The following is a 24,421-nucleotide window of genomic DNA, read 5'->3' as shown; positions in this document are numbered from 1 at the left end:
TCACGCGTGCTCCCCTGCGGTGCGCCGCTGGAGGTACTCGACGAGGGCGATGAGCGCGCGGGTGGAGGAGACCCGGTCGCGGGCGTCGCAGGTGACCAGGGGCGTCTCGGGAAGCAGGTCGAGCGCCTCGCGGATCTCCTCCTCCGGGTACGCGGGCGCGCCGTCGAAGTGGTTGACGGCCACGCCGTAAGGCAGGCCGAGCTCCTCCAGCAGGCCCATGACGTCGAAGGACTGCTCCAGGCGGCGGGTGTCGGCGAGGACGAGCGCGCCGAGCGCGCCGTGCGTCATGTCCTGCCAGAGGCGGGTGAAGCGCTGCTGGCCGGGGGCGCCGAAGAGGTAGAGCACCAGGCTGTCGCTCAGGGTGAGGCGGCCGAAGTCCATGGCGACCGTGGTGGTGGTCTTGCCCTCGATGCCGGCGAGGTCGTCGACGCCCGCCCCGGCCTGGGTCATGGTCTCTTCGGTGCGCAGCGGCCGGATCTCCGACAGCGAGCCGACGAACGTGGTCTTGCCGACGGCGAAGTGGCCGACGACGAGGAGCTTCGCGGCGGTGCTCACGGTGCGCCGCAGGTAGAACTCGCCGCCGGCGCCGGGAGCGGCCCCGGCGGACGTGACGGGCTCGACGGGCGTGACGGGCTTGACGGGCTCGACAGGACTGCCGGGCTCAGAGGCGAGCGCGAAGTCCATCCAGCACCTCCTGCAGGATCTGGGCCTCGGGGAGTTGTGCCGAGGGGATGGGGGCCCGGGTGATGAGATGACCGCTGTCGACCAGGTCGCCGAGCAGCACCTTGGTGACGCTCACGGGCAGCATCAGGTGCCCGGCGATCTCGGCGACCGACAGGGGGCCGCCGAGGCAGAGTTCCATGAGCCGGCGCTTCTCGGGGCTGAGCCCGGTGAGCGGCCGGTCGTACTGGGCCAGGACCAGGGTGACCAGGTCGAAGGTGTTGCGGGTCGGGTGGGCGCGGCCGTCGGTGACGACGTACGGGCGTACTAACCCTCTCTCGTGCCTCGGCGTGGGCGGGGTCATGCCGGGGCGCCCGAGCCCTGCCAGGTGCCCGCGCGGGGCGGGCTCGTCAGCTCCTTGCCGAGCCGGTCGACGAGCTTCTGCATGCGGTACGTGACCGCTTCCATGTCGACGTGCTCGGTCGCGGACACGGCGAGGTACGCGCCGGGGCCTGCCGCGATCAGGAAGACGTAGCCGTGGGCGAACTCCACGAGCGTCTGCCGCCAGGGGTTCTCCTGCTGCCCCTGGTTGCAGAACTCGGAGGTGGAGCGGCTGATGGACTGCAGGCCGGAGAGGGCCGCGGCCTGGCGCTCGGCCTCGTCGCGCTCGATGCCCTGGGAGCGGGCGCGCAGCATGCCGTCGGAGGACAGCAGGATCGCGTGCCGGGCTTCGGGCATCTTGACGACCTCGTCCAGCATCCAGCCGAGTTCGTTGTTGAGGTGGTCGTTCACGCGAGGGGGTTCCCTTCGTCGTCTACAGGGGCCTGGGCAAAGGGGTGGGCGGTGCGGCCGGGGGCGTCGTCCGCGGCGGTGCCGGACGCCGGTGTTCCGTCCAGCGGGCCGATGGGCGTGCCGGCGGCGGGGGTGCGGCCCGCGCGGGTGCCGCGGGCGAAGGCGCCCATGCGGCGGGCGGTCTCCTCGGCCGTGCGCTCGCCGGCGCCGCCGCCCGGGGCGGACGTCTCGGCGGGCAGGGGCGCGGGGCGGCCCCGGTGGCTGCCGGCGGCGGGCTGCCGGCGGCGGCGCTTGGGCAGGCCGCCGGCGGTGGAGCCGACGGAGCCGGGGGCGGAACCGCCGGTTCCGGGGGTGTCGGAGGGCGGCGCGGCGGGGCTGCCGGGCGCCGTGGGGCGGCCGGCCTGCGTCGCCGGCGCAGGGAAGTCGGGGATATCGGATACGGGCATATCGGATACGGGCGGGAAGTCCGATGCGGACGGGAAGTTCCGCGCATCGGGAAAGTCCGGGAAGTCCGGCACGGACGCCTGCCCCGGGGGCCGCGTCGCCGCCGTACGGTCCGCCTCGTACCCCTGTCCCTGCCTCTGCGTCTGCCCGCGCCCCTGACCGCGCTCGCGGCCGCCGTCGCGGTCACGCTCGCGCCCGCGCTCGCCCGAGGGCCGCAGCGGCGTCGTATCGGGCCCGTCGATGTCGATCTGGGTGAGCAGCGTGCTGGGGAGGAACAGCACGGCCCGGACGCCGCCGTACGGCGAGCGCGTGTCGACCGAGACGCTGAACCCGTAGCGCGCGGCGAGCACGCCGATGACGGGGAAGCCGAACTGGGGCGGGTCGCCGAGACGGGACACGTCGACCGTGGCGCGGCCGGTCAGCAGGGCCCCGGCCCGCTGGATCTCCTGGCCGTCCATGCCCACGCCCGCGTCGTCGATGACGATGCAGGCGCCGTTGTGCACCGGCTGCAGGCCGACCTCGACGGTGGTGTTGGGCTGGGAGTGGCGCGCGGCGTTGTCGAGGAGCTCGGCGACGGCGAGCACGACCGGCTCCACGGCGCGGCTGACGACGGCGAGGTCGGCCTGGCTGTGGACCTGGACGCGCCGGTAGTCGCGGATGCGGGAGGTCGCGCCGCGCACGACGTCGGTCAGGGGCGAGGCGGCGCGCTGCCGGCCGGGCCAGGAACCGCACAGGACGGCGATGGCCTGGGCGCGGCGGCCGAACTGGGAGTTGGCGTGGTCGATCTGGAGCAGGTCGCGCAGCACGTCGGGGTTGTCGTGCCGGTCCTGCATGTCGGAGATGGCCAGCTGCTGCTCGTGGGCGAGGCCCTGGAGGGCGCGCATGGAGGCCTTGAGGGCGGCCTTCGCGGACTGGTCGGCGCGGGCCTGTGCCTTGTCGACGGCCTGGGTGAAGGTGTCCATCACGGACTGCAGGCCGTGCGCGAAGACGGTGCCGGCGAGCTGCTCGTCGAGCAGGCCGGGCAGGGGGACGGGCTGGTTCATGGAGGCCGTCACGGCGGGGAGCCGGACGGCGGTCAGGTGGCCGAGCTCGGTGTCGCGCGCCCGCTGGCCCTCCTCCAGTGTCGTCGCGCGGAGCCGCAGGGCCGCGGTGATGCCGCGCTGGCGCACGAGCAGCACCGCGACGGCGATCAGCGCGACGGCCAGGCACCAGGTCACTACGTCCGGTATGTGATGTGACATCAATTCCTCGTGGACGCAGGGGGCATGCGGACGGCTGGACGAGGCCGTTGTCCCTGACGTCCCGTCCAGAAGCGGAATACGCGGATCATCCTAACCACGGCCGTGGCCGGGTGGCCGATCTTCGCCTACGGATGACCGAACACGCATCCGCCTTCCGTAGGCCTCGGACGAGGGTACGGAAGGCGGACGGCGGGCGCAGGCGGTGCGGGTGAAGTGTTGTCAGGGCCACAGTGCGCGGTCGACCAGCGGGCCGGCCGCGCCGGTGTAGTCGGCGGGGTCGCAGAGGGCGGCCAGCTCGGCCGCGCTGAAGTGACCGTCCAGTAATGGATGCTTCGCGAGGATCGTGTGCAGTTCCCGGCCATGCGCGGCCGCCTCGGCCGATGCGGCGGTGAGCAGCCGCTTGGCCGCCGCCCGGCCGATGCGGGGCGCCAGGACGGCCGCGAGCCGCTCCGAGACGATCCGGGCGCCCGTCAGGCCGACGTTCTCGCGCATCCGGTCCGGCCGTACCTCCAGGCCCTCCGCGAGCTCGGCGGCGCTACGGGCCGCGCCGCCGGCCAGGCGCAGGCACTCGCGCAGGAACTGCCACTCCGCGTGCCAGGCGCCGGCGGACCGCTCGTCCTCCGCCGCCAGACACTGCGTCAGGCCTGCGGCCAGGACGGGTACCTGGAGCGCCGCGCTGCGGATCAGGGTGGCGAGGACGGGGTTGCGCTTGTGCGGCATGGCCGAGGAGGCGCCGCGGCCGGCTGCGCCGCCGCCCGGCTCGGCGACCTCGCCGACCTCCGTGCGCGCCAGCGACTGCACGTCCGCCGCGATCTTGCCGAGGGCGCCGGCGGTGAACGCCAGGGCGGCGGCCAGGTCGGCGACCGGGGTGCGCAGGGCGTGCCAGGGCAGGGCGGGGCGGGCCAGGCCGGTCTCGGCGGCGAACGCGTCCAGGAGCCGGTCCGCGTAGGTGCCGTCGGCGGTGCCGTGCGCGCCGTCGAGGCGCGCGTGCTCCAGGTAACCGGCGAGCGTGCCGGCCGCGCCGCCGAGCGAGACGGGCAGGGCGGCGTGTACGCGCGCGAGGCGCTGCTCCGCGTCGAGGGTGAGCTGCCGCCAGCCGGCCGCCTTCAGACCGAAGGTCGTCGGTACGGCGTGCAGGGTGAGCGTGCGGCCCGCCATGAGGGTGTCGCGGTGGCGGGCGGCGAGCAAGGCCAGTGCTTCGGCGGTACGGGTCAGGTCCGCGCGGAGGGGGCGGAGGGTCCGGTCCGCGACCAGCATGGCGCCCGTGTCGAGGATGTCCTGGCTGGTGGAGCCGCGGTGCACGTACTCGGCGGCGTAGGGGGCGTCCGCGGCGACGGCTGCGGTGAGCGCCTGCACGAGGCCGACGACGGGGTTCGCGGTCTCCCGCGCGGCCAGCGCGATCGCCCGCCCGTCGAACCGCTCCGCGCGGGCGGCCCGGGTGATCGCCTCCGCGGCCTCTTCCGGCACGGCCCCGACACGAGCCTGAGCCCGCACGAGCGCGGCCTCGGCGTCGAGCATGGCTTGCAGCCAGGCGGTGTCGGCGGTGGCGTCTTCGACGGCCGTCCCGACGCGGACGGGAGAGAGCAGCCCGATGTCGGCGCCGGTGGCGCGCATGGCGCGGCCGGACGCCCCGGGGGCGGGCTCTCGTTGACCCGGGGCAGCGACCCCGGCGTCCCCATCGCCGGCCGCGCCCCCTCCGCCGCAGCGGCCATCAGCCACCACGACGGTCTCCGGCGGCGCCGAAACCGCCTCAGGACGTACGGCACCGCCGGACTCCACGGTGGGGGTTGCGCGCCGCTGCGGCGGATTCGTGGGGGCGAACGCCCCCTGATCCGGCGCGGCCGGGCCCCCAAGGCTGGCGGCGGCCGCAAACTCTCCGCCGCGACGGCCATCAGCCACCACGGCGGTCTCCGGCGGTGCCGAAACCGCCTCAGGACGTACGGCACCGCCGGGATCCGCCACGGGGGTTGCGCGCCGCTGCGGGGCGGGCGTCCCCTGATTCGGCGCGGGCGGGCTGTCAGGGCGTACGGCATCGCCCGGTTCCGTCGGCGGGGTCATACGATCACGCCTTCCTCGTCCGAGTCGGGGGTCGTCGGGCGTAAGGACGGGGGGACGTGGGCTACTGGGGGGAGGGTCAGGACCGCTCGGGCTATCGCGTCCGCGTCGGACAGTGTCACCGAGTCCACGCCCGGGCGGATGCCGGCCGCCGTGACCCAGTGGACGGACTCCGTGGGGACCCCGTAGGCGAAGCGGCGCGGGTGGGGGCGGCCGCGGCCGTCGATGACGTGGTACGGGCGCTCGGTGACGGCGAGCCCGCCCGTCTCGTAGCCGGTGCCCGTGGCCGTCGGGATGCGGTACGTGGTGACCTGATCGGTGTTCAGGAGGTGCCGCAGCAGCGGATCGGCCGTGCGCCGCAGGTCCGGCTCGGGCAGCCGGGCCTCGATGAGCACGCGGGAGCGGACGGGCGGCCCCGGCACGGCGCGGCAGTCGGCGACGAAGGACGGCCCGCCGGGACCGGCGACGTCCAGGCGGACGATGGTGCCGGGCCCGGTGACCTCCAGCACCCCCGCCTCGATGAGCGCGGCCATCTCCTCGATGCGGGAGGCGGGCGGGCCGATGGAGAGGAACGCGTTGAGGGGGGTGTACCAGCCTTCGAGGTCGTCGCGGTGGGAGTCGCCCTCCAGGCCACCGTGGTCGACGGCGAGCCGTATCTCGTTGCGCAGGTCGCGCAGGACGTCGAGCGCGGCCTTCAGCGGGCCGCTGACGTTCCCGGCGCGGGCGGCCCGCACGTCCGCGCGCAGGTAGTCCAGCAGCCAGCCGCGGAACTCGGCGCGGCCGGTGAAGACACGGTCGACGTACGGCCTGGCGAGCCGCTCCCAGTCCCACCGGTCGCCGGGGGCGATACGGAACGCTTCGAGGAGCTCGGCGCGGTCGTCGTCCTTCTCCAGGGCCAGGAACCGCCCGGTGAACTCCTCCCGCTCCCCCGCCCGGCCCAGCCGCTCCAGCAGCGTGCCGTAATAGACGCTCTCCACTTCACTGGAGATCAGGGGCCACAGGTCGGTGCCGAAACGGACGGGCCCGCCGCGCGCGGCGCGCTCGCGCAGGCCGGCGATGTAGCCGGCGGTGAGCAGCCGCGGCAGGTAGCGGCCGTGCGCGCCCTTCTCGTTCTCGCCGCGCGCGTGGTAGGGCACGCCGCGCCGGGAGAAGGCGTAGAGCCGCGGCTCCGCGCCGGAGGGCCGGTAGACGATGCGGCCCCCGTCGCCGTCCCCGCCCCCTTCGCGGACGAACACGCCACCGCGGCCCGCGGTGAACAGCGCCATGTAGTCGAAGAAGTTCAGCCCGAGCCCGCGCAGCAGCACCGGCGCGCCGGGCGCGATGTGCGCGAGGTCGAGGTCGGCGGGGTTGACGGGCGTGACGTAGTCGAGGTGGTGGATGCGGGCCAGCGACGCCGTACGGGCTTCCCGGGCGGACAGCTGCGCGGGCACGTGGCCGAGCGCCATGACGATCGCGTCGAGCTGGTTGAGGCGCGTGCCGTCCTCCAGGCGGATGCCCTGCGGCCCGCCGGTGATGCCCTCGGTGTCGGCCATGGCCACGGCGCGCGAGCGGTGCACCTCGATGGTCATGTGGGCGGGGGCGCGGGCGGCGATCCGCCGGAAGCTGTCGTGGAGGTAGCGGCCGTAGAAGGCCCGGGTGGGGTAGTCGTCCGGGCCGAGCGCCCGCGCCTCGGCGAGGGTGGCGTCGTCGTGATCCGTACCGCTGCCGCTGCCGCCGCCCTCCGGGAGGCCCGCGACGCCCCGCGCCCACTCGTACAGGCTGGGCCCCGGCTCGACCGGGCCCTCGATGCGGGCGCTGTCGTCCGTGTACACGGTGATCTGCGAGGCCACGGTGTTCATGAGCAGGTGGGGCGACTGGTCGGTGCGCCACACCGTGCCCGCGCCCGGGGCGGACGGGTCGACGACGTGCACGGTCACCGCGGAGTGCGAGGGCTCGGCGCGCTCATTGGCGCACAGCCGCTCCAGCACGGACAGCCCCCGCGGGCCGACGCCGACGATGCCGACCTCAATACGACTGCTGCTCATGCGTCTGCTCCTCCGTCCTGAGGGGACTGCTCCGTCCATCTCGCCGTTGCGGAACGGCCGGGTCAATGCGCGCCGGCCGGGTCCGTCAGGTCCCCCGGAGCAGATGTGACATACCGTCAGTGGCGGTTTCCCGGCCCCGCGGCCCCGCCGTGCCACAGTGGACGGCATGGGTGAGACGGGCACGGGTGAGACGGGCGCAGGCCACACGGGCACAGGTGGCACAGGTGGCACGGGTGACATGCGCGCCGCCTACATCGAACGCTTCGGCCCGCCGGAGGAGATCGTGGTCGGCGGGCTCCCCGCGCCGCGCCCCGGGCCCACCGACGTCCTGGTCGACGTCGTCGCCACGGCCGTGAACCCCGTCGACACGCTCATCCGCTCCGGCGGTTTCCGGACCTCGGTGCCGTTCCCCTTCGTGATCGGCCGGGACCTGGTCGGTACGGTCGCCGAGGCCGGGCCCGGTGCGGCCGGGTTCGCGCCCGGCGACCCGGTGTGGTGCAACAGCCTGGGACACGGCGGGCGCCAGGGCCCCACCGCCGAGCGGGCCGTCGTCCCCGCCGACCGGCTCTACCCGCTGCCCGCCGGGGTGCGCGCGGAGGACGCCGTCGCTGTTGCCCACCCCGCCGCCACCGCGTACCTGGCGCTGTTCACCCACGGCCGGCTGCGGCCCGGCGAGACCGTCCTCGTCGCGGGGGCCGCCGGGAACGTGGGCAGCGCCCTGGTGACGTTGGCCGTGTGGGCCGGCGCCCGGGTCGTGGCCACCGCCGCGGAACGCGACGCGGAGTACGTGCGCGACCTCGGCGCCGCCGAGGTCCTCGACTACGCGTCCCCCGGCCTCGCGGGACAGCTCGCGGACGCCGCGCCCGGCGGCTTCGACGTCCACATCGCGACCCACGGCCGGCACGACCTGGAAGTCGCCGTGCCGCTGCTCGCCCGGCGCGGCCGGATCGTGGTGCTCGCGGGAACCACCGCGCGGCCCGTCCTGCCGGTGGGGCAGCTGTACCAGAAGGACGGGGCCCTCGTCGGCTTCGTGATCTCCCGCGCGACGTCGGCCGAACTCGCGCAGGCGGCCGACGCCGTGGGGCTGCTGCTCGCCTCGGGGCGGCTGCGGCCGCGGGAGGTCGAGGAAATGCCGCTCGCCGAAGCCGCCGAGGCGCACCGGCGCATGGAGCGGGGGGAGCTGCGGGGGCGGCGGCTGGTGCTGAGGATCTGACGCCCGGGGCGGTGGCCCACGGACCTGGGCCGTTTCGGCGGGTGGCCGACCCCTGCCTGCCGCCGCGTACAGCGCGGAGGGCTCCGCCTCAGGAGCCGAGCGACACGGTTCCGGTTCCGGCTGCCGGCTCGGGGGACGGCGGCTCGGACGAGCGGCTGTCCCGCGCGGGAACTCCTGCGCGTGAGGCGAGGCGCCTCAAGCGCGGGGCGTATACGTCCAGGCCTCGGGACGCCGCGCAGATCACGGCTCCCACCATGATGAAGCCGAACGAGACGATGCCGAGCTGCAGAATGATCAGCACGTGGAGGGAGGCGCTGATCGCCGCGGCAGCCGCCTGCCGGGACTCGCGTCGCAGCAGCAGAAGCGCTATCAGGCATTCCCCGGCAATCGCTCCCCAGGTGGACAGGAGGGCGATGGGAGTCACGCTCGTCGCCCAGCGGAAGAGGTCGGCGAACAGGCCGGCCGCGCCGAAGTTCTCCATGCGCGCGACGTAGTAGGTCGCGCTGCCTTCCGCCCACGGGCCGACGGAGAGCTTCTCCAGGGCGCTGTCGAGGTAAATGTAGGCGACCTGGAGCCGCACACCCCACCAGCCGGCCCAGGCGATCCCCTGCCAGGCCGAGTCCTTTCGCTCTTCGCCGCCGGGCCGTTGCCAGTGCCAGGTCCGCCGGTCGTTCGCGCAGGCGAGCACGAGGAAGAAGGTGACGACCTGCGCGACGGAGTCACCGCCGTCAGGGAGTGATACCGACTGACCGAGGGAAAGCGATGCCCAGAAATGCAGCACGGTCGTGTACCGGGGCAGAATCCCGCTCGCGACAATCAGCAGCAGGGCCAGCACGACGAAATTGAGGAACTGCCGGTCCGTGGAGCCCGCCAGGCAGTACAGGGAGGCGTTCTGGGCCAGGTTCGAGCATTCGACCTTGGTCTCGGCCCCGCCCACCGGGACGAAGAGATGCGACGCCGGCGTGAAGACCAGGATCGACGCCTGGGCCAGCGCGATCAGCGATCTGCCCGCACCCAGGGCCCGGGACTCGGCGGGAAAGCGCCGGACGCGCCTTTCCATCGACAGAGCTAGGTGTTTCGCGGACACTGTGCCTCCACAAGAGCGGCCTTCTTGTCGAGGCGCCATCCTTCATATCTGTCGCGGAACTTCCACGGGACGGGCTTCGTCTCCACGAGCACCAACCGTCCGCAGAGGGTCGGGACCGGGGACGAGTTCGTCACGGATCGGGGAGCCGAGGACCCGGCGACCACCACCGGGCAATCCCCCTCCACTTCCTCGCAATTCTTCCACTCCCGCACCTGGTTCGCCATGTAGGCAACCTCCGGGCCTTGCGAGCGCTGGCTCCGCGTCAGGCCGTAGAGATTGTCCGCGCGCGAATTCGGCAGTTGCGCCGCATAGGCGACACCGTCGTCGGAGACGACATACGGGACGAACTCCGGATCGCTCGGCGGCTTGGTGAAGAAGGCCCAGCTCTGAGGCAGGAACCTCGCCGACAGCGATCGAAGCTCACCTCCGTCGCGCGTGGAGAGTACGTTGCTCGGAAGCGAGAAGAAGACTGATCCAGCGAGCAAGGCTCCGACCACGAGGATGCCGCCCGCGGCAGAGGCCGGAGCGGATACCGAACGGATCGGCTCACGGCCCTTCTCCTCGGAGGCCGGCCCGCCGGCGTCGCGCCGGGTGGCGCCGGGCTCGGGGGCGCCGGGCTCGGGGGCGTTGTGCTCGGTGGTCGCCGGGTCGTGACTCACGTCAGCGCGGAGGTCAGAGCGTTGACGAACGCGTCGTGCTCGATGCCCGAGCCGGCCGGCTTGCCGTCCTCCAGGTACCACGTGACGACCACGAGGGTGGCGAGGGCGTTGGTGGCGCCCGCGACGTTCGTGTACACGGCGGCGTTGGCGGCGCCCACGGCGTTCACGTAGAGAGCCACGTACGCGCCCATGTAGAACCAGCCGCGGGCCAGCGGCTGGACCTTGTTGTCCGGCGCGGGCTCGGCGTTCTCCTTGATGAACTTGTTGAAGGTCACCGAGAAGTCGCGGAGGGCGGCGTCGACACGCACCGGGTCCCCGGACTGGAACAGCACCGCCATGTCCTCGTGGAACTCGGGGTGAGCCTTCAGGTAACCGGCGATGACCTTGCTGAGCGCCTCTTCATCGGTCCGGGGCTTGTCGGGGTTGAACCCGAGCATCCGCTTCAGCTCCGGATGAGCATCCGCGATCGGTCCCTGGGCGGCGAGCAGCAGTTGCAGCAGCTCCTCGTCGCTGTACTTGGCCGTCTTCTTCAGGGTCTCCTTGAGCTGCGCCTTGCCCGGCGCGGAAGCACCGGGACCGCCGCTGGCGAAGGCGCTCTGGGTGGTGACACCGCCCACCACGAGGATGGAGCTCGCCACCACTGCGGCGACCGTCTTTCTGGACCTGAACTTCACACTGTCCTCCCCTGACGTGTAATTGCGGTTCAGCGTGAGCTGAACTACCGATGTGTATGACCGACTGCCCGCGCAGCCGAATTCGCCTTGATCGCCGCTGCTGTGAGGAGCGCGATAACCGCGCCCATTCCGGCCGAGGGAACGATGATGACCGCCGGGTTCTCGCTGTCGTTCAGCGCCGACGCCAGGCCGATCGCCAAGGTGATGGCGCCCACGGCGTAGGCCGTGAGGTAAGTGACCGTCAGCATCGGGGACGCCGAGGCGTGCCCGGCCTCCCACGCGCTGTCCGAGGACATCGTCGCCTTGGTCCGGATCCCCATCGCGGAGTTGCGTTGAATGCTTCCACTGGCAACTTGGTTCTTCAGGTAATGAACCATTGCGCCCAGCGTGATCAGTCCCACGCCGAACACCAATCCCGCGACCGGATTCATTGCTCGTCCTCCAAGGACGTAGACACCATGGTTACCCGTTCGGGGACGCCCCGCGCCCCCGCTCATCAACAGGGATCAGGCCACTCTTCATTGCGTCAGACCAGCTCCCCCTTCTGCCCCTGCGTGCACCCGCGCCAAGCGCAGGCCATTTCGACCGTAACGTGATCACCTCCGATGGGTCAAGAACACTTAAAGTCGCCCGGTGCGTGCGGGTGCCATACGGATCGCCGGATATCTTCAGCGGATTACGGAGACCGCGGTCGGGATATGAGTGAAGTCGCCCGTCCATAACGATTGTTGACCCGTTGTGAGAGACGGCCTAGGTCCATGGACCCGGGCCCTGGATCTGACGCATCGGTCCCAGGTCCGTTGCCGGGCGCCTCCCGCCCGCGCACCCTGGACCGTATGACTCCGTCAGCCACCGGCACGCCCGCCATCACCTCCGCGATCGACTCCGAAATCCCTCCCGCGGCCGCTCCCGTGGTCCCTCCCGCGATCCTCTCCGTGCAGGCCCGGATCCTGATCGCGGCCGCGCCGGGCGCCGTTTACGAGACGGTCAGCGACCTCACCCGCAGCGGCGAGTGGAGCCGCGAATGCACGGGCGGGCGCTGGGTGTCCGGCACGCCGCGTACGGTCGGCGCCGTCTTCCGCGGCGAGAACTACCGCGGGGCGGACGTCGTGCCCTGGGCGCCGGTCGTCCGCGGGCCCTGGACCACCGAGTCGGAGGTCGTGGCCGCCGAGCCGTGGCGCCTGTTCCAGTGGGTGGTGCGCGACAGTGCCGGCCGGCGGCAGGACAGCACGTGGACGTACGAGCTCCAGGCCACCGCCGGCGGCTGCCTGCTCGTCCACCGCTACCGGCTCGGCCGGCTCACGGAAGGGCTCACGAAGATCTTCGAGCAGCTGGGGGAGGACGGCCGGCGGCGGTTCACGGCCGCGTGGAACGAGAAGCTCGCCGACGACGTGGCCGCGTCGCTGTCCCGCATCAAGTCCGTGGTGGAATCTGCGGTGCAGCCGGCAGCCGGCTCCGTGGCCGAGCGGGGCGGGCGGGGATGACGAACCCGTCGGCGCCGTTACGGCCGAAGGCCGAGCAGTGGGACGCGGAGGACCCGGGCTTCTGGGAGCGGGGCGGCCGGCACGTCGCCCGCCGCAACCTGCTGCTGGCGGCGCTCGGCGGGCACGTGGGCACGTCCGTCCGCAGCATGTGGGCCGTACTGGTGCTGTTCCTGCCGGCGGGCGACGGGCCGGCGCCCGGCCCGGGCGGGACCGCTCTGCTGCTGGTCACGCCGCTCGCCGCGGGGGCCGTGCTGCGGCCGGTCGCGGAGCGGGCGCTGGGCCGGCTGGGCGGCCGGGACCGTACGGTCGTCACCACGGCCGCGCTGACCCTGCCCGTACTGGCCGCGGTATACGTGTTGCGGCAGCCCGGTGCGCCGCTGTGGCTGCTGACGGCCGTCGCGGCGACTGCCGGTGCGGGGGACGTCGCCGCGGCGTCGGCGGCCCGTGCGGCCGCGTTCTTCCCGCGGCGCGCGCAGGGGCGTGCCTTCGCCGTCGCGGCGGCCGCGGGTGACCTCGGTGTCGCCGCGGCCCAGACGGCCGGGGTGGTGGCCGCCGCCACGGCCGGGGGCTCCTCCTTTCTGTGGATCGCTGCGGTGCACGTGCCGTTGGTGGCGCCGGCCGCGGTGATCGCGGCGCTGCGGATGGACAATTTGCCGGTTGGGCAGGGGGCCGCCGCCCGGGGCCGGGGCGGGGCTGCCCGGGACCCGCACGTGTGGGGGCTGTCGCTGCTCTCCCTGGCCACGGCCGGGTCGTTCACGGCGTACGGGCTCGCCTTCGGGCTGATACTGCGGGCCGGATTCGACACCTCCGTGCTGACGGCTCTCGTCTGCGCGCTGATCGCCACGCTGCTGGGCACGGCCGCTCGTCCCTTCGGCGGACTGCTCGCCGCGCGGTGGGGCGGGGCGCGGGTCACGCTCGCGAGCCTGGTGGGCATGGCGGCGGGGACGGCCGCCCTGGCTGTTGCGGCGGCGCGGGGTGCGGCGGGGGTGTTCGCTGCCGTGTTCACGGCGGTGGTCGTCCTGGCGGGTCTCGGCGCGGGCGCCGTCGCCGCGCTCGTCCCGGTGGTGTTCGCCGCGCGCGCGGGCGGGGCGATCCTCGCCGGGCGGGACGCGACGACGGCCTTCGCCGCGGCACGGGACCGCTCCGCGGTGGTCGCGGGGCTCGGCGGGACGGCGGGCGCGGTGGTCGCCGCCGCGATCGGCCCGGCAGTGAGCGGGGGCTCGCTTCTGCCCGCGCTCTGGGGGCTCCTCGGCCTTTACGGGGTGTGCGCGGCGGTCATCTGCTCGGTGTACGTACGGAAGGAACGCGCGCCGGGCCGCGGCGTACGGACCCTCATCCCGTACGAACTGGGGTAGCCGACAAGGTCGATTGACGGCGCCTGTCTGCGCGTGCCCGCCTGGTCAGCGCCGGACGGCGATCAGCACACGGTTGGCTCCTGGGCCGTCGAGCTGAACGTCCCTGGGCTGCTGGAAGCCCGTCTCGGTCAGCCACCGGCCGTATTCGGCAGCGGTGTAGTTCTCCCCTCCGACGGTTTCGACGAGCATGTTGAGGCCCATCAGGGCGGCGGCCGCGGGTCCCGACCGGTCGTCGTCGACCATGAGTTCGCTGATCACGACGGCGCCGCCCGGCGCCAGCGCCGCGTAGCACTTGGCCAGCAGCGCCCGCCCCGTGGGCTCGTCCCAGTCGTGCAGCACCATGGAGAGCAGGATCAGGTCGTGCCCCTGCGGCAGGGCGGGGTCGTTGAGGAAGTCGCCGGGGTGGACGGCGATGCGTTCGCTCATCCCGGCCTCGGCGGCGCGGCCCGCGGCGATGGGGCACACGTGCGGCAGGTCGAAGACGGTGGCGTGCAGGCCCGGGTAGGCCCGGCAGAGCTCGATCGCGTACGCACCGGAGCCGCCGCCCACGTCCAGCAGCCGCCGGTACGCACCGAGACCGGCCGCCCGGGCCAGGCCGCGCGCGGTGGAGGAGGACAGGCTGTGCATGGCCTGCCAGAACGTTTCGAGGAGCGCCGGGTCCTCGCCCGAGAAGAGGCTCTCCTGCGTCCGCGGATCCCAGGTGGTGGGGGCATTCGTCCGCAGGGCCTCGGTCAGGCGTCCCCACCCCGGGTAGAGCCGGCGGTCCAGCATGCGGACCCAGCCGCCGAAGTAGTACGGCCGCGAAGGTACCAAGTAGGCCTCCGCCATGGCGCTGTTGGCGAAGGACCCGCCGTCTCCCGCATCCACGAGACCGAGCGCCGCGCAGCCCGTGAGCAGCATCCGGGCGGGCCGGTCGGCGATCTCCAGCTTCGCGGCGACCTGCGCCACGGTCGCGGACCCGAACGCGTCGAGCACGGCGAACAGGCCGATCTCATGCGCCGCGGCCAGGGTCTTGAAAGCCCAGAAACCGGTGCTCAACTGCATCAGCGGCAGCGGCGAGGGAAGCTCCGGCGGAAGGCCACCGCTACTCATAGGCAAGCTCACTCTCTCCGAACGTCACCGACACCACCTACCAACGGACGCGCCCAGCCCGGGGTCACCGCACCAAGACCATGGACAGTACTCAATCAGCGCGAACTGGCCGCCCGCACCGTCGCGTGTGCCAGTTCCGTGCGCAGGCGGGTCAGGTCGTGGGCGTGGCCGTGGGCGGCCACGTGGCCGTCCGGGCGGATGAGGTAGTAGCCGGGGCGGCGGCAACCGGGAGCATCCATGGGCAGGGCCACGCGTACCGGGCGGATCCCGCGCCGCGCCGTGGCCATCGCGGTCGCCTCGTCCGCCCATGCCTCCCCCGCTCCGGGGCGTACCGCCAAGAGCAGCCGCCAGTCCGTACCGCCCGCCGCCTCCCGCGGGAACAGCTCCCCCGCCCGTACCCCACCACCCCCGCACAGCACTGGCCACGCCGGTCCCTGCGTGCGGCGCTGCGGGCGGTAGGCGAGGCGGTGGCCGGCCATGACGGGGGCGTAGAAGCGGGTGACCGCGCCCGTGCGTTCCAGGAGACGGAACGCCGTGTCGCGGGCCGCTACGCGCAGTCGCCCGTCCACCATCCACGCCCGGGTCTGTACGTCGGTGTCGCGGACGATGCGCCGCGTGGCTTCCTTGCGCTCGGGCTCGTAGCTCGCGAGGAGGGAGGCCGGGGAGTCGCCGTGGAGGACGGCGGCGAGTTTCCAGGCGAGGTTGTGCGCGTCCTGGAGGCCGTTGTTCATGCCCTGGCCGCCGGCCGGGCTGTGCACGTGGGCGGCGTCGCCCAGCAGGAAGACGCGCCCGCGGCGCAACACCGCCGCACGGCGGGCGTGGACGCGGAAGACCGCGTGGTGGACGGGCTCGGTGATCCGTACGCCCCGCGGCCCCCGGGCGTCGAGCAGGCCCTGCATGCCGGCGACGCCGGGTGCCGGTGCGCCCTCGGGGAGGGCTGTCAGGATGCGGAAGACGCCTCCGGGCATGGGCACGATCACCAGCGTGCCGGTAGGCGCCTGGTAGTAGAGGATCTCCCCCGGAGGGAGGCCGTCTCCCTCGATGCGCGTGTCCAGGGCCGCGAACGCCATCGGGTACGTGCTTCCGGCGAAGCCCGTGCCCAGCCGCTTCCGCACCGTGCTGCCCGCACCGTCCGCGCCCAGGAGGTAGGACGTGCGGGCGCGTTCCCGCCGCCCGTCGGTGTGGCGGAGCGCCACCGTCACCCCGTCGCCCACCGCCGTGAAGTCCACCAGCCGCGCGCCCCGTTCGACCGCGCCGCCGAGCTCGTGCAGCCGGCGCGTCAGGAGCCGCTCCGTCTCGTACTGGGGGAGGTTCCGCGCCGCGCACCACGCCGGGAAGGCGAACGTCGCGAGCGGGCGGCCGCCGGTGAAGTAGCGGTAGCCGTCGATGCGTACGGACGCGGCGCGGACGTCGTCGCCGATGCCGAGGCCGTCGAGGATGGCGAGGGCGCGGGGCCACAGGGACAGGGCGCGCGGGTCCGGCGCGGGGTCGGGGGCCTGGTCGACGAGGCGTACGCGGATGCCGCGGCGGAGGAGTTCGCAGGCGGCGAGGAGCCCCGTGGGCCCGGCGCCGGCGATGAGGACCGCGGGCCCGGGACCGGACTCAGGGCCGGGAAGGCGGCCGGTCACTGCCGAGGCTCCGGGCGAGTTCGAGGCGGCGCACCTTCATCGTGGCGGTGCGGGGCAGCGCGGACAGCGGCAGGTGGACGGGCGCGGCGAGCCGGGGCCAGTCGGCGGTGGCGGCCGTCCAGCGGGCGGGGTCGAGCGGCGTGTCGCCGCGGGTGCAGACCACGGGGACGGGCTCCTTGCACGGGCCCGGTACGAGGACGACCTCGGCGAGTTCCGGCAGCCTGGCCATCAGCCGGTCCTCGACGTCGAGGGTGGAGCCGATGTGCGGGATGACGTCGACCTCGCGGTCGAGGAGGTGCAGGCAGCCGGTGCGGGTGCGGTAGCCGACGTCGCCGGTGCGCCACCACCCGTCGTGCAGCTGCTGCGCGAAGCGCTCGGGTTCGGCGTGGTAGCCGGTGGCCCGGCCCGCGGCCCGTACCTCGATGGCGCCGGGCCGCTCCCGCGTCGCGCGCAGCCCTCCGGGCGCGGCCAGGCGCACGCGGACGCCGGGCAGCGGGCGGCCCAGGCAGCGGCCGTCGGCGCGGTGGGCGGTGCGCCGGGTGTACCAGCGGCCGGTCAGCGGGCCGCACTCGCTCTGCCCGTAGAACTGGAAGAACAGCGGCGCGCGGCGGCGGGAGGCGTGCAGCAGCCTGCGCATGGTGGGCGGGTGGAGGGCGTCGAAGGTGGAGCTGAAGTACCGGACGGAGGCGAGGGGGCGGCGCGGGTCGTCCGCCAGCTCCTCCCACGCCATGAACGAGTTGGGGTGGGTCTCGACGAAGCCGGGGCGCGTCCGGGCGAAGAGGCCGGCCACGTGCGCCGGTTCGGGGTCGCCGACGATGACGAGCGGCATGCCCTTGGGCAGGGCGACGGCGAGCGCCAGGTACATGCGGGAGTGGACGGGGCTGAGGTGGACCGCGTACGTCTCGGGCGTACGGATCAGGGCGGCGAGCGTGCGCTGCGGCGCGTAGCGGCCGTACAGGCTCGCTGCCGTGTGCACCACGAGTTTGGGGAGGCCGGTGGTGCCGGAGGTGTGGGTCATCAGGGCGGGGCGGTCCGGGTGCGGGAGCACGGGGGCGCGGCGGGGCGCGCCGGCCAGTGCGGTGAGGGGGGTGCAGCCGGGGCGGGCGGGGCCGGTGGTGAGGACGGTGGAGGCGAACTCCGGGAGGGCGAGGGGTGCGAGGCAGGTGCGCAGTTTGTCGTCGTCGGTGAGGAGATGGGGGTGGTCCAGGCGGCGCAGGAGCGCGCCGGCCGTGGCCCCGTCGAGCGCCGGGGAGAGCAGGACGGGGACGGCGCCGATGCGGGCGGCCGCGCAGGTCAGCAGGTAGGTGTCGAAGTTGGCGGCCTTGTGGACGGCGAGGTGCTCGGTGGGGCGCACGCCCGCCGCCCACAGGCGGGCCGCGAGGTCGTCGACGTGGCCGGCGAGCCCGGCGTAGGTCAGGCGGCGGCCGCTGCCGGGGAGGGCGTCGAGGTCGTGGTCGAGGGTGACGGTGACGTCGCCGTGGCGGGCCGCGGCTTGTTCGGGGATGAGGCCGAGGTGGAGGGCGGCGCTTCGGCGGGCGTTCACGGGAGCTCCGCGATGCGCTGCTGGAGGAGGACCGCGTCCTGCGCGCCGAGCGTGATGCCGAACGTGCCGCGCAGGACGTGGACGACCTCGTCGGGGGCGAGTTCGGTGCGCAGGAGGCGGCCGTCGGCGTACCGGACGGCGAGGGTGCGGTCGGTGAGCGTGTGGCGGGCGTGGTCGTCGCCGCGCTGGACGACCACGCGGCCGGTGAAGGGCGACCGGGGGTGGTGGGAGGTCCAGTAGTGGGCGGACTCGAAGTCGTCGGGGGCGTGGTGCTCCGGGCGGAAGGAGTAGACGTCGAACCAGCCGTCCGGGTGCAGGGAGCGCAGGGCCCACTGCTCGGGGGCGGGCCCGGCGGGCGGTTCGAGGTCGAGGCGCCAGGTCCAGTCTCCGGTGGTCACGGTGGCGCCCGGGGTGAGGGGCACGGGTTCGAGGGGGCCCTCGTCGCCGAAGCCGGCGTCGCAGAGCCAGGGGCGGCCGTCCGCCTCGACCACCAGGGTCGTGTGCGAGCGGCGGCGCACGCGGGTGCTGCCGCGGCGGACGCGGGCGAGGTGGCGGACCACGGGGAAGCCGAGGCGTTCGAGGACGGCGGCGAAGAGGAGGTTCTGCTCGAAGCAGTAGCCGCCGCGGCCGGCGTGGACGATCTTCCGCTGGAGGGCGGCGGTGTCGAGCGGCATGTCCCGGCCGAGCAGCACGTCGAGGTTCTCGAAGCTGACGGCGGCGGTGTGGGCGCGCTGGAGGGTGCGGAGGGTTGCGGCGGTGGGTGGGAGGGGGTGCCGGCCGGTGAGGCGGATACGGGTGAGGTAGGCGTCCAGGTCGAGGGGGGTGGTGTCCCAGGGGGACGGGGTGCCGCCTCCGGGTGCGGGTGCGGGTGGTGCGGACGGCCCGGCTGGGGCGTGGACGACGGCGGTGTTCGGCATGGGCCGTACGCTCCTTCCTTTCGCAGGTGCGGGGGCCGCTGCGCGGGCTTGCCGCTGCGCGGTGGCCTCGCTCGTACGGCACCGCCGGTCAGCGGCGTCGTGGGGTCTCGCCGTTGCGGCGGGAAGGATCTGCCGTCGCGACGACGAAGTACCGGTCGCTGCGCGCCCCGGCGGGATGCCGGGCCGGCGCGGTCGGCGTGCGCGCACCGATCCGCCGGTCCGGTTCGCCGTACGGCACCGCCGGTCAGCGGTGTTCGTGGTGGATCGCCGTTGCGGCGGAAGGAACCTGCGAGCGTCCCGGCCGCCCGGCGCTGTTCCAGACTGCGCCGTTCCGCGTCCGCGTGGCCACGCCCCGCCCCGCAGTCCGTCAGCCCGCCGGGCGCTTCGTCAGGTCCAGCCGGGTACCTGACACAACGGCCCGCCGCCCGGGGCACGTACGCGAGGGGCGGATCTACCCTCGGACCGTCCGGGAGGGCCGGGGCGGCGCCGTTCGCCGCAGCCCCCGCCCCGTACCGGGACCTCCGACGGAGAAGCGGGGACCGACACATGACCAAGGTGGTACTGATCTCAGGCAGCCTGCGCGCCGCGTCGGTGAACTCCGCGGCGCTCAGGGCCGTCCGCCGCATCATCGCGCAGACCCGTCCGGCCGCCTCGGCGGTCTTCCTGCCCATCGGCCGGCTGCCGTTCTACAACGGTGACGTCGACTCCGCGGGGACGACCCCGGCCGTGGCCGTCGCCCGCGCCCTCGTCGCGGACGCCGACGCCCTGGTGATCAGTACGCCCTGCTACAACGGCGCCGTGCCCGGCGTGCTGAAGAACGCCCTTGACTGGCTCTCCCGCCCGGAAGGGGCGAGCCCGCTCGCCGGGCGGGTCGCCGCCGTCCTGAGCGCCTCGCCGGGCGGCCGCGGCGGCATCGACGCCCAGCCGGCCCTGCTGGACCTTCTGGACAGCTGCGAGGCGATCACCGTCGAGCACCCGCCCGTGGCCATCCGCGCAGCGCACCAGCGGCTCGACGGGGCCGGCGAGATGACCGAGCCCGAGACGGTCGCGGCGCTGCGGGAGCTGGTGGACGCCACGTTCGAGGCGGTGGCCATCATCGCGGAGCAGCGGCGGTCGGTGCTCCGCTCGGCTCAGGCTCAGGCGCCGGCGCCGGCCGCCGGGCCCTGGTCGAGGGCCAGGGTCACCCTGTCCAGGAGCTGATGCCAGGCGTCGTTGAGCTCCTTGAGCGCCTCGGTCTCCAGGCGGAGGGCCAGTTCGCCGTGGTCGATGCCGAACCACTGGAGGTGCCCGAGCAGGTGCCGGGCGGCGGCGTACGTGGCGGGGGCACCGGCCGGTGCCTCCTTCTCGGCTTCCAGCGCCTCCAGCGTCTCCTCCGTCACCGCCGTGACCGTGCCCCGGGTCAGTAGCGGCGCCGCGTACCGCGTGGGCAGCAACCCGGAGGCCCCGGCGTCCGGAACGGCGGTCGCGGTCCACAGCAGCCGCTGGGGGCGGGCGCCGCGGGCCGCCAGGGCGTGCCACCGCGGTTCGCCGAGCATCCGCTCGTACTGCTCGTGTACGTGCCGGGCCGCCGCGACGGCGACGGCGCCCCGCACGGCCCGGGCCTCCAGGGTGCCCTCGCGGTCGAGGAGGGCGTCGGCGGCGGTGTCGATGCGGCTGACGGGGAACGAGGCGACCGACGCGAGGGAGGCGAGGTGCCGGCCCGTGGCGCGGGCCCGCTCCAGGCCTTCCGCGTAGGCGTCCGCGACCTGGCGGTGGCGCGCCGCGGACAGGACGAGCGTCGCGTTGACGTTGATGCCCTCGGCGAGGCACGCGCTGAGGGCCGTGAGGCCGGCGGCCGTGGCCGGGATGCCGAGCATGGCGTTGCGGCGGTCGACGGCGCGCCACAGCGCGCGGGCCTCGGCGAGGGTCGCCCCGGCGTCGTGGGCGAGCCGCGGGTCGAGGGTGACGGACACGAGTCCGTCGACGCCTGCGGTCGCCTCGTGCACGGGCCGCAGGATGTCGCAGGCCCAGCGGATGTCGTGGACCGCGAGGGCCTTCAGGGCGCGCTCGGCGGGGACGCCGCGCTCGGCGAGGTCGCCGAGCTGACCGGCGTAGTAGGGGCCGCCGCCGGTCAACGACCCGGCGAGGAAGGCCGGGTCGGAGGTGACTCCGGCGATGCGGCCCTGCCGGGCCAGGGCGGCGATGCCGCCTCCGGCGAGCCGCTGCCGGCTGAGCCCGTCGAGCCAGACGGAGATCCCGGCCGCGCCCCAACGGCGGGAAACGGCACCGGCTTGCGCCGGCCCGCGCCCCGGTACGTCGGCCGCGCCCGGGGCGGGCGCCCGCCCGGTGGGTCCTGTGGGCCCCATGGGCCCGGCCGGCACCGCGGGGCCGGCGGGGCCGGTGAGCCCGGCCCCGGCGCCCCGGCCACGCCGGTTGCCGGCACTCGGGTTGCGCGCCGGCCCCGTAGAACCGGCCTCCGGGCCGCGGTTCACCCTCGCCACCGTCCCCCCGCGCGGCCCGACCCCGACCCCGGCCCGCGGGCCAGCGTGGCGCGGGCCGTGGCCGCTACCCGTTCCGGGGTGAGGCCGGCGTGGTTGAGCAGGTCCCGGTCGTGCTCGGCGGTCCCGCCCAGGAGTTCGTACCGGCCCACCTCCGCGCCCGCGCCCACCGAGACGGTGGCGGGCGCGCCGGGAGGCAGGACCGTGTCGCGGTAGGCGCGGCTCTGCTGCCGGAACCATGCCGCGCACGGCATCGACACCACGCGGGTGGCGATGCCCTCGCGTTGCAGGATGCGGCGGGCGTCCAGGGCCGCCGGGACCTCGCCGCCGGAGGCGACGAGGACGACGTCGGGGGCCGCGGCGCCCGGGTCGGCGTCCAGGGCCTCGGCGAGGATGTAGCCGCCGCGCGCGGGGCCGTCACCCGCCGGAGCCAGGGGCGAAGCAGGAGCTTCGGAGACAGAGTTCATGCGACAGGTACCTCCGGGGCCAGCGCGGCGAGCAACGTCCCTACGATGCGCGGCCCCCCTTGTGTGAGGACCGACTCCGCGTGGAACTGCATGGAGGCGAAGTGCGGCCCCCGCAGGGCGTGCACCTCACCCGTGTGCGCATCGCGGCTCACGTCCACCCTGCCGACCCCGTCGACGTCCACGCTGTCGCGCCCGCTGCGGGCGGCGAAGGTGTTGTAGAAGCCGACGCGTTCCCGCGCGCCGAACAGGTCGATCTCGCGCTGGACACCCTGGTTGGGGACGTCCCGCCGGACGAGTTCGAGGCCGAGGGCCAGGGACAGCACCTGGTGGCTGAGGCACACGGCCAGGAACGGCCGCCGCTCGTCCAGGAGCGCGCGGACGGCCCCCCGCAGGTGGGCGATCTTGGGATGGCGGCCGTCGCGCGGGTCGCCGGGGCCGGGCCCCATCACCACGAGGTCGTGCCCGTCGAACGCGTACGGCTCGTCGAAGCGGCGGACGGTCACCGTCAGCCCCATGGCGCGCAGCTGGTGGCCGATCATCGACGTGAAGGTGTCCTCGGCGTCCACGACGAGGACGCGCCGCCCGGCCAGCCCGGGCGCCGGCTGCGCCCGCTCCGCCTCCTGGGCGAGCCAGAAGCCGGCGATGGTGTCGTTGCGCTGCTCCAGGGCGGCCCGGACGCGCGGGTGCCCGCCGAACCGGGCCGCCCCGCCGGACTCCAGCGCCGAGATCAGCCCGGCCGCCTTGGCGCGCGTCTCGGCGACCTCGGAGAGGGGGTCGGAGTGGCGCACGAGCGTCGCGCCCACCCCGATGCGCACCTGCCCCGTACGGTCGATGTCGGCCGTGCGGATGAGGATGGACGAGTCCAGGGTGCGCTCGCCGCGGGCGTCGCGGCCGATGAGGGCCAGGACACCGCTGTAGTAGCCGCGGCCCTGGGGCTCGTACCGGTCGATGACCCGGCACGCGCTCTCCAGCGGGCTGCCGGTGACCGTCGGCGCGAACATCGTCTCCCGCAGGATCTCGCGCGGGTCGCGGTCCGTCGTGCCCTCGATGAAGTACTCGGTGTGGGCGAGGCGCGCCATCTCCTTCAGGTACGGGCCGACCACGCGGCCGCCGCCCGCGCAGATGCGGGCCATCATCTTCAGCTCCTCGTCGACGACCATGTACAGCTCGTCGGCCTCCTTGCGGTCGGCGAGGAAGTCCATGACCTCGGGCAGGCTCGGGCCCGCGGCCGGGTAGCGGTACGTGCCGCTGATGGGGTTCATCACGGCCGTCCCGCCGCGGACGCTGATGTGCCGCTCCGGCGTGGCCCCGACGAACGTGCGCTCTCCCGTGTGCACGGCGAAGGTCCAGTACGCGCCGGACTCGCGCTCCAGGAGCCGGCGGAAGAACGTGAGGGCGTGGCCGGGCGTGTAGCCGTCGATCCCGGCGAGGAACGAGCGCTTGATGACGAAGTTCGCGCCCTCGCCCTCCCCGATCTCGTCGGCGACGACGCGGCGGACGGTCTCCGCGTACGTGGCGTCGTCCATGTCGAAGTGCCCGCCGGAGAGGGCGATCGGCGTCTCGGGGATACGGGCCAGCACCTCGGCGAGCGGCAGGACCGCCTGGTGGGTGACGGTCATCGCGAGGAGCGGCGCGCCGTCGTCCGCGCCGCGGAAGCCGCGTTCGGCGATCTGGCGGTACGGGATGATCGCCAGGACGTCGGCGGGGGCGGGGCCGCCGCCGCCTGCGGCGGGGGCGCCGTCCCGTGCACCGCCCAAGGGGATCGCTCCCAGGGTTTCCGGCGTGGTGATCTCGCCGAGCAGCAGCTCCACCGCGCCCGGGCCCGTGGTCTCCGGGCGGTGGAGCAGCGCGAACGCCGGTGGGTTGGGGGCAAGTATCCGGGCCAGCAGACCGCCGGCGAACACGTCGTTCATACCGCCGCCCCCTCGACCGTCAGCGTCTGTGCCCCGCGGCCCGGCCGCGTGCCCTGCAAGCGGCCCAGCAGGTCCTTCGTCGTCGTCACGACCGCGCACCGCGCCGCCGCGTACTCCAGCGCCAGCCGGTGGTACGCGGGCGAGAAGTCGGCCACGGCGTCCGCGACCAGGAACGGGCGGATGTCGTTCGTGAACGCGTCCACGGCGCTCATGAGCACGCCCACGTGCGCGTACACCCCGCAGACGATCAGCTGGTCGCGGCCGTTGGCGCGCATCCGCCCCAGCAGGTCCGAGCGGAAGAAGGCGCTGTAGCGCCACTTGGTGAAGACCCAGTCCCCGGGGGCCGGCGCGAGCGGCTCGACGACCCGCCGGTCGGCGGGGTCGACCCGCATGCCCGGGCCCCAGAAGTCCTTGAGCAGGCCGCGCTGTTCGTCGCTCATGCCGCCCGGCTGGGCCGTGTAGGCCACGGGGATGCCGAGCGCCGCCGCGGTCTCCCGCAGCAGCGCCGCGTTGGCGACGAGCTCGTCGCGCAGGCCCTGCGGCAGGGGGCCGAGGAAGTAGCGCTGCATGTCGTGGACCAGCAGTACGGCGCGGGCCGGGTCCGCGGCCCAGCCGGCCGTGTTCTCCGGGAGATCGCCCGCCGTGGGCATCGGGTACGGCTCTATGCGGGGAATTCCTGCGGTGCGTGTCATGACG

Annotated in this window: 22 protein-coding genes; 4 read left to right on the top strand and 18 right to left on the bottom strand. The window is 74.3% G+C overall.

Translation table 11 applies throughout. The annotated features are described in order from the left end of the window. The 6 genes from PS271_RS22880 to PS271_RS22855 form a co-directional block, all read right to left on the bottom strand. Window positions 1-684, bottom strand: coding sequence for a GTP-binding protein (locus PS271_RS22880; RefSeq protein WP_398384203.1), 684 nt, complete (start codon window positions 682-684; stop codon window positions 1-3). After that, window positions 662-1,024 carry a DUF742 domain-containing protein gene (locus tag PS271_RS22875; protein ID WP_058042179.1) on the bottom strand — a complete coding sequence of 121 codons (363 nt, stop codon included), beginning with the start codon at window positions 1,022-1,024 and terminating at the stop codon, window positions 662-664. The genes PS271_RS22880 and PS271_RS22875 overlap by 23 nt, the downstream gene beginning before the upstream one ends. Then, complete coding sequence (locus PS271_RS22870; RefSeq protein WP_228774399.1) at window positions 1,021-1,419, bottom strand: roadblock/LC7 domain-containing protein; 399 nt, start codon at window positions 1,417-1,419, stop codon at window positions 1,021-1,023. The genes PS271_RS22875 and PS271_RS22870 overlap by 4 nt, the downstream gene beginning before the upstream one ends. A gap of 29 nt (window positions 1,420-1,448) precedes the next feature. Further along, on the bottom strand, window positions 1,449-3,137 hold the full coding sequence (locus PS271_RS22865; RefSeq protein ID WP_398384202.1) for an ATP-binding protein: 1,689 nt from the start codon (window positions 3,135-3,137) through the stop codon (window positions 1,449-1,451). A 219-nt stretch (window positions 3,138-3,356) separates the two neighbouring features. Beyond that, window positions 3,357-4,751 carry a nitrosuccinate lyase gene (locus tag PS271_RS22860; protein ID WP_398384200.1) on the bottom strand — a complete coding sequence of 465 codons (1,395 nt, stop codon included), beginning with the start codon at window positions 4,749-4,751 and terminating at the stop codon, window positions 3,357-3,359. A 440-nt stretch (window positions 4,752-5,191) separates the two neighbouring features. After that, window positions 5,192-7,216, bottom strand: a complete 2,025-nt coding sequence (locus PS271_RS22855; RefSeq protein ID WP_398384199.1) for an FAD/NAD(P)-binding protein — start codon at window positions 7,214-7,216, stop codon at window positions 5,192-5,194. 238 nt (window positions 7,217-7,454) lie between these two features. Here PS271_RS22855 and PS271_RS22850 point away from each other — a divergent pair, with 238 nt between their 5' ends. Continuing rightward, on the top strand, window positions 7,455-8,429 hold the full coding sequence (locus tag PS271_RS22850; RefSeq protein WP_398384198.1) for an NADPH:quinone reductase: 975 nt from the start codon (window positions 7,455-7,457) through the stop codon (window positions 8,427-8,429). Window positions 8,430-8,517: 88 nt separating this feature from the next. On the opposite strand, the gene PS271_RS22845 is transcribed toward PS271_RS22850, so the two are convergent. From PS271_RS22845 to PS271_RS22830, 4 genes are read right to left on the bottom strand one after another with little or no spacing between them, the layout of a single operon-like run. Beyond that, on the bottom strand, window positions 8,518-9,489 hold the full coding sequence (locus PS271_RS22845) for a sporulation-delaying protein SdpB family protein (protein WP_398384197.1): 972 nt from the start codon (window positions 9,487-9,489) through the stop codon (window positions 8,518-8,520). An 8-nt stretch (window positions 9,490-9,497) separates the two neighbouring features. Then, window positions 9,498-10,175: an SdpA family antimicrobial peptide system protein gene (locus PS271_RS22840; protein WP_398384194.1), complete on the bottom strand. Its 678-nt coding sequence runs from the start codon at window positions 10,173-10,175 to the stop codon at window positions 9,498-9,500. Beyond that, a complete protein-coding gene (locus PS271_RS22835; protein WP_398384192.1) occupies window positions 10,172-10,849 on the bottom strand; it encodes a sporulation delaying protein family toxin in 678 nt (225 codons plus the stop codon). The genes PS271_RS22840 and PS271_RS22835 overlap by 4 nt, the downstream gene beginning before the upstream one ends. A gap of 44 nt (window positions 10,850-10,893) precedes the next feature. Beyond that, the gene (locus tag PS271_RS22830; protein ID WP_398384190.1) at window positions 10,894-11,280 is read right to left on the bottom strand and encodes an SdpI family protein; all 387 of its coding nucleotides are present in this window, start codon (window positions 11,278-11,280) and stop codon (window positions 10,894-10,896) included. Between the two features lie 405 nt (window positions 11,281-11,685). Between PS271_RS22830 and PS271_RS22825 the strand changes: the two genes are divergently transcribed. Then, on the top strand, window positions 11,686-12,333 hold the full coding sequence (locus PS271_RS22825) for an SRPBCC family protein (protein ID WP_398384189.1): 648 nt from the start codon (window positions 11,686-11,688) through the stop codon (window positions 12,331-12,333). Beyond that, entirely contained in the window at window positions 12,330-13,688 is a 1,359-nt protein-coding gene (locus PS271_RS22820) for an MFS transporter (RefSeq protein WP_398384187.1), read from the top strand. The genes PS271_RS22825 and PS271_RS22820 overlap by 4 nt, the downstream gene beginning before the upstream one ends. A 45-nt stretch (window positions 13,689-13,733) precedes the next feature. Here the strand turns inward: PS271_RS22820 and PS271_RS22815 are convergent, their stop codons facing one another. The 4 genes from PS271_RS22815 to PS271_RS22800 all read right to left on the bottom strand — a co-directional run bounded on the left by PS271_RS22815 (window position 13,734) and on the right by PS271_RS22800 (window position 18,868). Next, a complete protein-coding gene (locus tag PS271_RS22815; RefSeq protein WP_398384186.1) occupies window positions 13,734-14,780 on the bottom strand; it encodes a methyltransferase in 1,047 nt (348 codons plus the stop codon). 95 nt (window positions 14,781-14,875) lie between these two features. Continuing rightward, window positions 14,876-16,408: an FAD-dependent monooxygenase gene (locus PS271_RS22810; RefSeq protein WP_398384184.1), complete on the bottom strand. Its 1,533-nt coding sequence runs from the start codon at window positions 16,406-16,408 to the stop codon at window positions 14,876-14,878. Further along, window positions 16,383-17,951, bottom strand: a complete 1,569-nt coding sequence (locus PS271_RS22805; RefSeq protein WP_398384182.1) for a class I adenylate-forming enzyme family protein — start codon at window positions 17,949-17,951, stop codon at window positions 16,383-16,385. Before PS271_RS22805 ends, PS271_RS22810 begins: the two co-directional genes overlap by 26 nt. Continuing rightward, window positions 17,948-18,868, bottom strand: a complete 921-nt coding sequence (locus PS271_RS22800; protein ID WP_398384181.1) for an arylamine N-acetyltransferase family protein — start codon at window positions 18,866-18,868, stop codon at window positions 17,948-17,950. The genes PS271_RS22805 and PS271_RS22800 overlap by 4 nt, the downstream gene beginning before the upstream one ends. A gap of 546 nt (window positions 18,869-19,414) precedes the next feature. On the opposite strand from PS271_RS22800, the gene PS271_RS22795 reads away from it, so the two are divergent. Continuing rightward, window positions 19,415-20,068 (top strand): NADPH-dependent FMN reductase, encoded by a 654-nt coding sequence (locus PS271_RS22795; protein WP_398384179.1) that lies wholly within the window; start codon window positions 19,415-19,417, stop codon window positions 20,066-20,068. Here PS271_RS22795 and tal read toward each other — a convergent pair. The 4 genes from tal to PS271_RS22775 all read right to left on the bottom strand — a co-directional run bounded on the left by tal (window position 20,005) and on the right by PS271_RS22775 (window position 24,417). Then, complete coding sequence (gene tal / locus PS271_RS22790; protein WP_398384178.1) at window positions 20,005-21,213, bottom strand: transaldolase; 1,209 nt, start codon at window positions 21,211-21,213, stop codon at window positions 20,005-20,007. The two genes, PS271_RS22795 and tal, sit on opposite strands and share 64 nt — an antisense overlap. 122 nt (window positions 21,214-21,335) lie before the next feature. Further along, window positions 21,336-21,812, bottom strand: a complete 477-nt coding sequence (locus PS271_RS22785) for a transketolase-like TK C-terminal-containing protein (RefSeq protein ID WP_398384177.1) — start codon at window positions 21,810-21,812, stop codon at window positions 21,336-21,338. Next, window positions 21,809-23,725 (bottom strand): anthranilate synthase family protein, encoded by a 1,917-nt coding sequence (locus tag PS271_RS22780; RefSeq protein WP_398384175.1) that lies wholly within the window; start codon window positions 23,723-23,725, stop codon window positions 21,809-21,811. Before PS271_RS22780 ends, PS271_RS22785 begins: the two co-directional genes overlap by 4 nt. Further along, on the bottom strand, window positions 23,722-24,417 hold the full coding sequence (locus PS271_RS22775; RefSeq protein ID WP_398384173.1) for an isochorismatase family protein: 696 nt from the start codon (window positions 24,415-24,417) through the stop codon (window positions 23,722-23,724). Before PS271_RS22775 ends, PS271_RS22780 begins: the two co-directional genes overlap by 4 nt. Window positions 24,418-24,421: the final 4 nt, after the last annotated feature.

It is taken from the genome of Streptomyces sp. SCA2-17, assembly GCF_044336695.1.
Note: the sequence above shows the minus strand (reverse complement) of the source record. Positions and strands in the feature narration are given on the sequence as shown.